Source organism: Dyadobacter sp. (assembly GCF_051859145.1).
GTDB lineage: Bacteria > Bacteroidota > Bacteroidia > Cytophagales > Spirosomataceae > Dyadobacter.
Map to the genome: position 1 here is coordinate 1 of NZ_JBHYGF010000131.1, position 9,975 is coordinate 9,975.

At 46.7% G+C, this 9,975-nt stretch carries 11 protein-coding genes and 1 pseudogene; 6 read left to right on the forward strand and 6 right to left on the reverse strand.

Annotated features, from left to right (window positions below):
- The 3 genes from ACTIE6_RS09265 to ACTIE6_RS09275 all read right to left on the reverse strand — a co-directional run.
- Positions 1 to 1,203, reverse strand: a 1,203-nt coding sequence (locus ACTIE6_RS09265; RefSeq protein ID WP_439556371.1) for a sensor histidine kinase, incomplete at its 3' end; no start/stop codon positions are given.
- A 117-nt stretch (positions 1,204 to 1,320) separates the two neighbouring features.
- The gene (locus tag ACTIE6_RS09270; RefSeq protein WP_439556372.1) at positions 1,321 to 2,166 is read right to left on the reverse strand and encodes an N-acetylglucosamine kinase; all 846 of its coding nucleotides are present in this window, start codon (positions 2,164 to 2,166) and stop codon (positions 1,321 to 1,323) included.
- A 5-nt stretch (positions 2,167 to 2,171) separates the two neighbouring features.
- On the reverse strand, positions 2,172 to 2,411 hold the full coding sequence (locus ACTIE6_RS09275; RefSeq protein ID WP_439556373.1) for a cytochrome b5 domain-containing protein: 240 nt from the start codon (positions 2,409 to 2,411) through the stop codon (positions 2,172 to 2,174).
- A gap of 136 nt (positions 2,412 to 2,547) precedes the next feature.
- Here ACTIE6_RS09275 and ACTIE6_RS09280 point away from each other — a divergent pair, with 136 nt between their 5' ends.
- From ACTIE6_RS09280 to ACTIE6_RS09295, 4 genes are all read left to right on the forward strand, one after another.
- Entirely contained in the window at positions 2,548 to 3,003 is a 456-nt protein-coding gene (locus tag ACTIE6_RS09280; RefSeq protein ID WP_439556374.1) for a hypothetical protein, read from the forward strand.
- Between the two features lie 87 nt (positions 3,004 to 3,090).
- Entirely contained in the window at positions 3,091 to 4,110 is a 1,020-nt protein-coding gene (gene thiL, locus ACTIE6_RS09285; RefSeq protein WP_439556375.1) for a thiamine-phosphate kinase, read from the forward strand.
- A gap of 15 nt (positions 4,111 to 4,125) precedes the next feature.
- Positions 4,126 to 4,257 (forward strand): hypothetical protein, encoded by a 132-nt coding sequence (locus tag ACTIE6_RS09290; RefSeq protein ID WP_439556376.1) that lies wholly within the window; start codon positions 4,126 to 4,128, stop codon positions 4,255 to 4,257.
- Between the two features lie 19 nt (positions 4,258 to 4,276).
- Positions 4,277 to 5,134: a COG4315 family predicted lipoprotein gene (locus tag ACTIE6_RS09295; protein WP_439556377.1), complete on the forward strand. Its 858-nt coding sequence runs from the start codon at positions 4,277 to 4,279 to the stop codon at positions 5,132 to 5,134.
- 51 nt (positions 5,135 to 5,185) lie between these two features.
- Here the strand turns inward: ACTIE6_RS09295 and ACTIE6_RS09300 are convergent, their stop codons facing one another.
- Entirely contained in the window at positions 5,186 to 6,016 is an 831-nt protein-coding gene (locus tag ACTIE6_RS09300; protein ID WP_439556378.1) for an aminotransferase class IV, read from the reverse strand.
- 196 nt (positions 6,017 to 6,212) lie between these two features.
- Here ACTIE6_RS09300 and ACTIE6_RS09305 point away from each other — a divergent pair, with 196 nt between their 5' ends.
- Positions 6,213 to 7,187, forward strand: a complete 975-nt coding sequence (locus ACTIE6_RS09305) for a polyprenyl synthetase family protein (protein WP_439556379.1) — start codon at positions 6,213 to 6,215, stop codon at positions 7,185 to 7,187.
- A gap of 21 nt (positions 7,188 to 7,208) precedes the next feature.
- Positions 7,209 to 7,829 (forward strand): rhomboid family intramembrane serine protease, encoded by a 621-nt coding sequence (locus tag ACTIE6_RS09310; RefSeq protein ID WP_439556380.1) that lies wholly within the window; start codon positions 7,209 to 7,211, stop codon positions 7,827 to 7,829.
- Here ACTIE6_RS09310 and ACTIE6_RS09315 read toward each other — a convergent pair.
- Both ACTIE6_RS09315 and secA read right to left on the reverse strand, forming a co-directional pair.
- Positions 7,821 to 8,480, reverse strand: a complete 660-nt coding sequence (locus ACTIE6_RS09315) for a phosphatidylserine decarboxylase family protein (protein ID WP_439556381.1) — start codon at positions 8,478 to 8,480, stop codon at positions 7,821 to 7,823. The genes ACTIE6_RS09310 and ACTIE6_RS09315 overlap by 9 nt on opposite strands.
- 133 nt (positions 8,481 to 8,613) lie before the next feature.
- Positions 8,614 to 9,975: pseudogene (secA, locus tag ACTIE6_RS09320) on the reverse strand (preprotein translocase subunit SecA); the annotation flags it as partial.

The following is a 9,975-nucleotide window of genomic DNA, read 5'->3' on the forward strand; positions in this document are numbered from 1 at the left end:
AAGTGTACTTTCCAGTTCGAGCTTCCACCGGTGCGCCCGCACAATCTGTTTCACATAGCTCAGCCCGATGCCAAAGCCTTTTACATTATGTACATCGCCGTAAGGAATGCGGAAAAACTGGTTGAATATCTTTTTCTGATACTCCGGCGCAATGCCGATACCCTGGTCGCTGACTTCTATGATCAGGCACTTACCTTTATTATAGGTTGCCACATTTACTTCGGGAGTATCGTCGGAGTACTTCAACGCATTGTCGATCAGGTTATTGATCATGCAACGGAAGTGAAATGGGTCCGTTTCGATCACATTATTTTCTGTTTTATCCTGAAATTTCACTTTGCCTTCAAAAGGCAGCAGAATGGACTGGATCATCTCATTTACATGCACGGTTTCCTTTTGCAGGGTCAATACATTCCGTTCGGCCTTGGCCATTGAAAGTACCATTTCCACCTGTCCCTGCAAACGCAGTATCTCGTCCTGCACGATCTGAACATAACGTTTGTGCCGCTGCGGCTGGGCGATAATCTGATCTGTATTGAGCACATCGGCAGCAATGCGGATCGTAGAGATCGGCGTTTGCAGCTCGTGCGTCATATTATTGACGAAATCACGCTGTACTTCCGACAATTGCTTTTGCCTCAAAATCACAAAAAGCGCATAAGCAAAAAGCGAAACTGCGACCAGCACCAGTACCGAAGACCAGATTGCACGGTTAATGCTGCCCGCAAAGTAGGTCTCCTGTTCGGGAAAACGCACTCCGAAATAGTAAGGATACTTATCTGTTTTGATGAAATTGGTAGTTGTAGCCGGCAGCTTTGCATTGGTTTTCGTGCTCAGTGACATCCCGTAACGCATTCTGTTCGTGGTACAATCGTAAATACCTACCTCAAAATCGGCAATAAGATTGTGCTTTTGAAAGCTATCCTTGATAAAAACTTCGAGCAGATCGGGCTGCGTAGTGGAATTGGTATTGACAAGAAAATACTCAGGGGAAAGCTGCTCTACCGGATTGGTGGTTTGCATTACGCCATTTACTTTGGCCAGCTTGGCAGCCACATCTTGCAAAGCCACGTGTGCATTCTGGTTAAACTGCCTGTGCCGGAGATCTAGCGCCTGTTTTACCCAAAATATCTGCGTGATTACCACACCTATAATCAGGAGCGCAGATAAAATGGTGAGTAATTGAATAGTTCGTCGCGACATAGCAGAATGATAATAGCAAATTTAAGGCCAATTAAAGGATTTGACCTTAGTCGAAACGAGCGAAACCGGGCTGGATGCGCGGGTTTAACATTCATTAACGCATTGTGAAAACCGGGCTCAGGCGTAATATTGAACCAAACCTTCAAGCGGCGTTTTCAGAATTCGCCCGCATTGCAAGTTCCTGGAAGCCAGTACGTCTTTGAGTATACTTTGGTAATAGAATGCAACAGAACCTGTAAAATGGACCGGGTACTGTGCCGCATTCGGATGTTTTAAAATGTATTTTTCGGTAAAAAGTGAAAATGCGTCGCTAACCAGCTGCTGCATGTAGCTGTCTGCGATATTTTCAGCTATGAACTTTGAAAAGGCGGCAAAGAACCGGTTAGGATAAGGTTTTTTGTAGGCATTTTCCAAAACATACAACCTGTTAATCTCCGGGTAAGCAGCTGCAAATTTTTCGTGAAGTTCAGAAGGCAGCTCATTTTGTAAGAAGTTAACAACCAGTGTTTTTCCCAGGTAAGAGCCACTTCCTTCATCGCCCAGCCAGAAGCCAAGCGAACCAATGGAATGCACGATCTTTTCGCCGTCGTAAAATGCATTATTAGCCCCGGTACCCAGGATACAGGCCAACCCGGGTTCACGCCCGCACAAGCCCCGCGCTGCGCCCAGCATATCCGAAGCAACTTCAATTTGCGCAGCCGAAAGAATGCAATGCGACAATGCGTCAAAAACAGGCCGGCTTGATTTTTCATCCGCGCAGCCAGCCCCGTAGAAAAAAACTTTGTCAACCTGACTTGTTAAATTAGGTATAACCTGCTCATTCAGAACAGGAATAATTTCTTCGGAAGTCTGGTAAAAAGGATTGATACCGGCAGATTGAAATGCGCCAACCTTCAAACCATCCTGCGTAATTACCCAATCTGTCTTGGTAGAGCCGCTGTCTGCTATTAAATAGGTACTCATGGAAATCAGCTGGTTTTAGGTTGCAGGCGGCCGATTGCTTTAAACCGTCCGAAAACTTGATCGGTATGCGGCGCGTCGCCCAGCTCTTTGGTGAGGTCCTGCCCGGCCCAATGTTCATAATGGTGACCATTGCGCCATAACCGCGAGGTGGTTACATCATATATAATCCCTTTGTACGCACACCAGATTTCCTCTCTGTCCTGCCCGTTCCGGAGTGCAAGCTGCGCGTGCGTATATTCTTTCATGAAAAGTGATTTGAACCTGCAATTTAGTGATCGGAGCCAGTGGGTAAAAATTAAAATGATCTTCACGGATTATTTTGATAATAAGACTAAAAAGTAGGAACTTGGCGTTGTGTTATGAAATTTAGGAAATACAAATATGAAAAAAAGTTACTCTCTGATTTGGTGTATCGCTCTGATCGTCACTTTAATAAATGCAGGATGTAAGGAGAAAGTGAAACCCGCTTCTGAAAGAATTGCCAAAGCGTGGACTGCCGAATCTGTGAAGCACGGGACCGCAGTGGCTTATACCAGAGGAGGTTCTAATAATAATGTTCCGGGTTACTCGGGTTTCAGATTGACTTTAAACAATTCGTCGGGCGCAATGACCGCTTCACTGACCGACTGGGATGGAAATACATTCAATGGAACCTGGGCCTTGGACGGAAATACGAAATTGATCCTCAAAGACCTGGTACCGCAACCCACGGGAACCGGTGGTACAATCGAATTTACAATTAATACACTGGAAGATTCGAAACTCGTACTAACCCGCCTGAAAGGCAGCTCAAAAACAGGCGGCACGATCAACGAATATACATTGACCAATCCTTAGTCAGCAGTAATTTTTAGTAAAAGATATCATAGCGAAGCCAGTCCGCACCGGAACCTGGCTTCGCTTTTTTTTGTCTAATTTTGCAATATGGAAAGCAGAACAGAAATCAGCAGCCTGGGTGAATTCGGGCTGATTCAACGAATAAATAAAGGAATAACTACTGCATTGCCCGATACCGTGCGCGGCATTGGCGACGATGCAGCTGTAATCGATATTGGCGAGGAATACGGATTGCTCAGTACAGACCTGCTCCTCGAAGGCGTGCATTTTGATCTCACCTTTTTCCCTCTCAAACATTTGGGTTACAAGGCAATAGCTGTGAATGTATCTGACATTGCCGCGATGAACGGGATCCCACATCAGGTAACGGTGAGTATTGCAATCAGCAACCGGTTTTCGGTGGAAGCAGTCGACGAACTTTATGCAGGTATCAAAACAGCCTGTAAAGATTTCAATGTGGACCTGGTAGGCGGGGATACTTCTTCTTCGCGGTCGGGTTTGCTTATCTCGGTCAGTGTTTTTGGCAAAGTAAAAAAGGACAAGATTGTATACCGGAACACAGCGCGGCCGAATGATTTACTGTGCGTAACAGGCGATTTGGGCGGTGCTTACCTGGGATTGCAGCTGCTGGAACGCGAAAAACAGGTGTTCCTGGCAAACCCTGACATGCAGCCGGAACTGGAAGGAAAAGACTATGTAATCCAGCGGCAACTGCGCCCGGAAGCCAGAATGGACGTGATTTATGAGTTGGAAGAAGCCGGCGTAATACCTACTTCCATGATCGATCTTTCTGACGGGCTCGCGTCTGATCTGCTGCATATCTGCGCGCAATCAGGTGTGGGTGCGGTGGTGTTTGAAGAGCGGCTGCCTATCGACGAACAAACTTTTCTGGCAGCCTCCGAGCTGAACCTCAGCCCGATTACCGCTGCATTAAATGGCGGGGAAGATTATGAACTGCTGTTTACAGTTTCCCAATCTGCTTACGAACTGATCAAAAACAATCCCAAGATCACATTCGTCGGGTACATTGCCGACAAGAGCGAGGGCGTTTCGATACATACCAAGTCCGACAGCCGCGTTCCATTAACGGCGCAGGGATGGAGTTAGGTTTTTGGTAAAAAAATGATTGCGGGCGCGGCCAGAATGGTCGCGCCTTTTTTTGTTGCAAAAGTACCTGTTGCACCCGGCAAGAAAGAAGCTGCGCAACCATCGGAGGATTTTGACCGTATTCGGGACAAAACAATTCATCTCTAACAATCATAATTTAATTCCGATGAAAATTCTTTCAATTACCCGAATGCTGTTTCTGCTGGGTGCGCTACTGGCCGTGACTGTGTCCTGCTCCGATGATGACGGCGAAGAAGCTCCTGTGACGCCAAATGACATTATGCTGAAAGAAAATGGCTCGCTTGGCAAAGTACTGACTGACAAGAATGGTAAAACGCTTTACTTTTTCACCAAAGATGCCGGCAACACTTCTGTTTGCACAGGACCCTGCCTGGCTGCCTGGCCGGTTTTTTCAGTAGCCAATCCTGCCTCATTGAAGCTGGATGCGGGTTTAAAAGCTTCGGATTTTGCCAACATCACTCGCACTGACGGCGCGACACAAACTACCTACAAAGGCTGGCCGCTGTACTACTTCGCCAACGACGCAGCGCCGGGCGAGGTTAAAGGAGAAGGGGTTAACAATGCGTGGTATGTGGCTAAAGCAAAATATACAGTTATGCTCTCCAATGCGCAGCTGGTAGGTAATGACGGCAAATCCTATAAAGCCGATTATACCGAGGGTACCGGCGAAACGCAATTCCTGGTAGATAGTCTGGGGCGCACATTATACGCATTCGCGCGGGATTCGTCGATGAACAACAACTGGACAACAAACGACGCAACGCACGATGCAACCTGGCCGATTTACGAAGTAGCTTCTATTGACGATATCCCATCTGCATTGGATAAAACACAATTTGGTACAATCACTGTTTTTGGCAAAAAGCAATTGACTTACAAAGGCTGGCCGCTGTACTACTTCGGAGCTGATGCGATGACAAAAGGAATGACGAAAGGCGTAAGCGTACCCCGCCCGGGCGTATGGCCGATCGTAAACAAAGAATCACCTGTTGCACCTAAATAAGTTGAATTGTTACAAATGCCAGGTGGCTTTCCGTGCGGGAAGTCACCTTTTTTATTTACCCCAGTTTGTAACCAGCTTTTCAAACATTTCTTGTAAAAAGAGCGTCTGCTTACCGGCAGTTCCGTTACCAATTGGCTGCTCGCCGATTTGTACGACCGGCATTACCCATTTCGTAGTACTGGTTGTAAATACCTCATCCGCAGTGATTACCTCCTGGTACGAAACAGGCCGTACCTCAACTTCGAAGTGCGGTTTGGCAATTTCAAGTACAACTTTTCGCGTAATCCCATTCAAGATGTTCCGGTTGGAAGTAATCAGTTTCGAGCCGCGGAAAATGAAAATGTTGCTCCTTGTCAGCTCGCTTACTTCCCCGTCTTTGTAGAAAAGCAGATCGGCGGCTTGTTGCCTTTTCAGCTCGTCGGCCATTAAAACCATGTGCACGTAATTGGTGGTTTTAATTTCGGGCAAATCGCGGACGTATTCGTAGGGAATCACTTTAATACCTTTCAACCTGCCTGCGGGATTATCCTGCGGCAATGCTTCGGTACGGATCAGGAAATTCGGCTGGACTACATTCACACTGTCCGGTGCATAACCGCCTGTGAGTACAAACCGGAATGCAACTTCCTGCTCGCCGGATAATGCATGTAAGTCGGCGAGGATTTTTTCTGTTTCCTGCTGGGTAATGGGAAGTGCCAGTTTGAGCAGCCGCGCGGAGTTTTCGAAACGCTGCCAGTAATCATCCCACCGGAATGGAACACCATTATAAGTCCTGAAATAATCAAAAAGTCCGTAGCCGCGGAGCAATCCAAGATCGTTGGTTTGAAAAACTGCTTCGTTGATAGGTAAGATATCGCAGTTGAAGTACTGGTGAAAAGGCATTTTCGAATGGAAATGAGATGGAATCTTAAAGTTATAATAATGTTGCAGAATAGCGCCACAATGTCAAAAATCGAATTTATCCGCGAATTCTGTCGGCAAGACAAGGAAAATCCGCTACTTTGCATAAGTCTCCGGATTGATAAAAACGTTCATAACAAACATTGCGCCCTGTCTTTTCAGGCGATTTCTGCATTCGATGCTTAACCCCGATCAACTACTCCAAAAGCTTCATTCTGAATTTGAAAAGCACACTTACGGCGTAAATCCTGCCGAGCTTTATGAGCCGATCAGCTACATTATGTCGCTGCACGGAAAGCGTTTCCGGCCTTTGCTGACGTTACTGGCCGCGTCCATTTACTCCGACAATGTGGAAAGCGCGATCCAGCCTGCAATGGCGGTGGAGGTATTTCACAATTTTACCTTAATGCACGACGATATCATGGACCGAGCGCCCCTCCGCCGCGGCCAGCCTACCGTGCATGAAAAATGGAATGCAAATACGGCGATATTGTCAGGAGATGTAATGCTGATCCGCGCGTACGATCTGCTGCTGGATGTGCCCAAAGAGCAGCTGAGAAGTGTGCTGGTGCGTTTTAACCAAACAGCCGCGGAAGTATGTGAAGGCCAGCAGCTGGATATGAATTTTGAGACGCGCTGGAATGTAAGTGAAGAAGAATACCTGGAAATGATCCGCCTTAAAACCTCTGTGTTGCTCGGATTTGCACTGGAACTTGGCGGTATAATCGGCGGGGCTGATGAAGAGTCGGTGAAGCTGCTGTATTCGGCAGGGGAAAATATGGGAATCGGTTTTCAGCTGAAAGACGATTTGCTGGACGTATATGGAGATCCCTTGAAGTTTGGTAAACAAGTAGGCGGCGATATTATCTCGAATAAAAAAACCTTTTTACTGATTGAAGCTTTGTCAAAAGCAGCGGGATCACATAAGGAAGAGCTGGACAAATGGATTTCTGCCGGCCAGTTTGATCCGGAAGAGAAAGTGAATGCGGTGAAAGCGATTTACGAAGTGCTCGACATCCGTAAGTTTACCGAAGAGAAAATCAGTACCTACTTTGAAAGAGGATTGGCTGACCTAAGGAGTTTGAATGTGGAAGAAGCCCGTAAAGCATCGCTGCTGCAATTCGTTCAGCAGCTGGTTGAACGGGAAAAATAATAGTTATCAAAGCAAAGAATTATGTCAATAACCCTCATACTCGTCATTATCACCTCCGGGATCAGCTATTACGCGCTGAACAATTACAGCTTAATGGACAAAATGATATTCAATCCGTACCGCGTAAGCCAGCGGAATGAATATTATCGCTTCATCACCTCCGGTTTTGTACATGCGGACTTTGGTCACCTGATCTTTAACATGCTAAGTTTGTGGTTTGTAGGCGAAGGGATCGAGCGGCTTTTTGCAATGCTTTTCGGGCCGAGCGGGACAATGTATTACCTGTTCCTGTACATTGTCGGTATCATCGTTGCCGATATTCCTACATTTTTAAAACACAGGAATAATTCAAAATACAATTCGCTGGGAGCTTCGGGCGGGGTGTCAGCTGTACTTTTTGCGGCAATCCTTTATGCGCCTTTGATGAGCATTTGCCTGTACTTCTTCATTTGTATGCCAGGCTTCATTTTCGGGCTGTTGTATCTGGGTTACTCGGTTTACGAGTCAAAACGCGGGATGAGCTATGTCAACCACAGTGCGCATTTGTACGGCGCTATTTTCGGTTTGCTGTTTATGGCGGTAGTTTATCCGGGCGCAGTTCCCCAGTTTTTTGAGCAAATACTAAGCTGGCGCTTATTTTAACTCAGCCAGTACAGTTACGCTGCCTACTGTTTTGTCTTGCAGGTTCACCTTGATCTCCGCATCGAGCGGGACGAATATATCCACGCGTGAACCGAATTTGATAAAACCCATTTCAGTACTCTGCTCTACCTTGTCACCTTCCTTGATATACCAGCGAATGCGGCGGGCAGCGGCGCCTGCTATCTGACGAAATAAAACGTCAATTCCTTCCACAGTCCTGATTACTATGGTTGTACGCTCATTATCTGTGCTTGATTTCGGGTGCCAGGCAACGAGGTAAAGTCCGGCGTGATATTTGAAATACTGGATTACGCCGCTTACCGGATTCCAGTTGATATGCACATTCAGGGGCGACATAAAAATGCTGATCTGTCTTCTCGGTCCGTTGAAGTATTCCGTTTCAACCACTTCTTCAATCACAACTACTTTTCCATCACAAGGCGCTACGATCTGGCGATCGCTTTTATGGGCATTTCTTTTGGGGACGCGAAAGAATTGAACTACAAGCAAAAGAATGAAAATGCTGCCAATCGCTGTCAGCAAAGGAATCCAGTAACCATCAGGGAGCAGATAATTGATTCCTAAGTTGATCAGTACCAGAACAATAATTGTAATTAAAATAATGGTATAGCCTTCCCGATGGAGTTTCATGCTAATAGAATGTTTTCGTTTATGCTTTCAACAACTGCAAATATCGTATAAATCCTGATTTTCCGGCAGCAAAAAGCCCCGCCTTTCGGAAACGAGAGGCAGGGCCGGTATTTTCAATGGAAAGTGAAACGGATTATTCGATTACAACGCAATCGCCGTTTTTCACTTCCTGTTCTACTTTTTTAAACTTCACGTCGCGGAGAATGCGCCCGTCGCGGTACTGAACAGATACCTTCTGGTTCCTGTCGGCAACACGCTCCACACGCACTGGTTGCGCCTTGGTAGTGGATTCGGTATGAGCATATCTATTCGGATCTTCTACGTCCACATCAAAATCTTCTTCCTTATTGGTATGCAATGCAGGCGGCGGTGTCGGGCGGCGAACAGTTTGCTGTACTGCACTTGCTGGTACCGCTTCTTCCTGCGGGATATCCGCCTTCATCAGGAAGGAGATCATATCAAAGTTAACCTTGCTCAGGAAGCGTTTGAAAAGCTCAACGGATTCGAATTTATAAATCAGCAAAGGATCTTTCTGTTCGAAAACCGCATTTTGCACCGATTGTTTCAAATCGTCCATTTCGCGCAAATGCTCTTTCCATTCCTGGTCGATCAGTGAAAGCACGATAGCTTTCTCCATCTCGCGGGTAATTTCCTTTCCTTCGTTTTCAACCGATTTTTTCAAACCAACAACTACGCCTGTCTGACGAAGTCCGTCGCTGAAAGGAATCATAATTTCTGAAACCGTGGCACCTCTTTCCGCATAGATCGACTGCAATACCGGCAATGCTTTTTGTGCAATTGCATTGTTTTTTTCCTGATACTGCTTTTCTGCAGCGTCGTACAATCTCTGTGCACGATCCGCAGGTTTGATACTGTTAAATTCGGTTTCGCTGAATGGAAGCTCCATTCCCAGGGTCGTAATGGAAGCCAGTTCAAGCTCTGCATAAGTGCCCGCAGTGCTGATCAGTTCATCGCATACATCAAACAACGTGTTCGCGATATCCACTGCCAGACGGTCACCAAACAATGCATTGCGGCGACGCGTATAGATCGCGTCACGCTGGTAGTTCATTACATCATCGTATTCCAGCAAACGCTTACGCATTCCGAAGTTGTTTTCTTCTACCTTTTTCTGCGCACGCTCAATCGATTTGGTGATCATCCCGCTTTGGATCACTTCGCCTTCTTCCAGTCCCATTCGGTCCATTACCTTCGCCATCCGGTCAGAACCGAACAAGCGCATCAGGTTATCTTCCAGGGAAACAAAGAATTGAGAAGAACCCGGGTCACCCTGGCGGCCGGAGCGACCACGCAGCTGTCTGTCGACGCGGCGACTTTCGTGTCTTTCAGTACCAATAATTGCCAAACCGCCTGCTGCTTTTGCTTCCGGGGTCAGCTTAATATCCGTACCGCGGCCCGCCATGTTCGTCGCGATGGTGACAGTTCCTGGCTTACCAGCTTCCGCCACAACTTCTGCTTCACGCTGGTGTTGTTT

Coding starts and splice junctions, on each gene's coding strand:
- ACTIE6_RS09270 (WP_439556372.1), bottom strand. CDS start 2,166: ATGAGTACCTATTTAATAGCAGACAGCGGCTCTACCAAGACAGATTGG.
- ACTIE6_RS09275 (WP_439556373.1), bottom strand. CDS start 2,411: ATGAAAGAATATACGCACGCGCAGCTTGCACTCCGGAACGGGCAGGAC.
- ACTIE6_RS09280 (WP_439556374.1), top strand. CDS start 2,548: ATGAAAAAAAGTTACTCTCTGATTTGGTGTATCGCTCTGATCGTCACT.
- thiL (WP_439556375.1), top strand. CDS start 3,091: ATGGAAAGCAGAACAGAAATCAGCAGCCTGGGTGAATTCGGGCTGATT.
- ACTIE6_RS09290 (WP_439556376.1), top strand. CDS start 4,126: ATGATTGCGGGCGCGGCCAGAATGGTCGCGCCTTTTTTTGTTGCAAAA.
- ACTIE6_RS09295 (WP_439556377.1), top strand. CDS start 4,277: ATGAAAATTCTTTCAATTACCCGAATGCTGTTTCTGCTGGGTGCGCTA.
- ACTIE6_RS09300 (WP_439556378.1), bottom strand. CDS start 6,016: ATGCCTTTTCACCAGTACTTCAACTGCGATATCTTACCTATCAACGAA.
- ACTIE6_RS09305 (WP_439556379.1), top strand. CDS start 6,213: ATGCTTAACCCCGATCAACTACTCCAAAAGCTTCATTCTGAATTTGAA.
- ACTIE6_RS09310 (WP_439556380.1), top strand. CDS start 7,209: ATGTCAATAACCCTCATACTCGTCATTATCACCTCCGGGATCAGCTAT.
- ACTIE6_RS09315 (WP_439556381.1), bottom strand. CDS start 8,480: ATGAAACTCCATCGGGAAGGCTATACCATTATTTTAATTACAATTATT.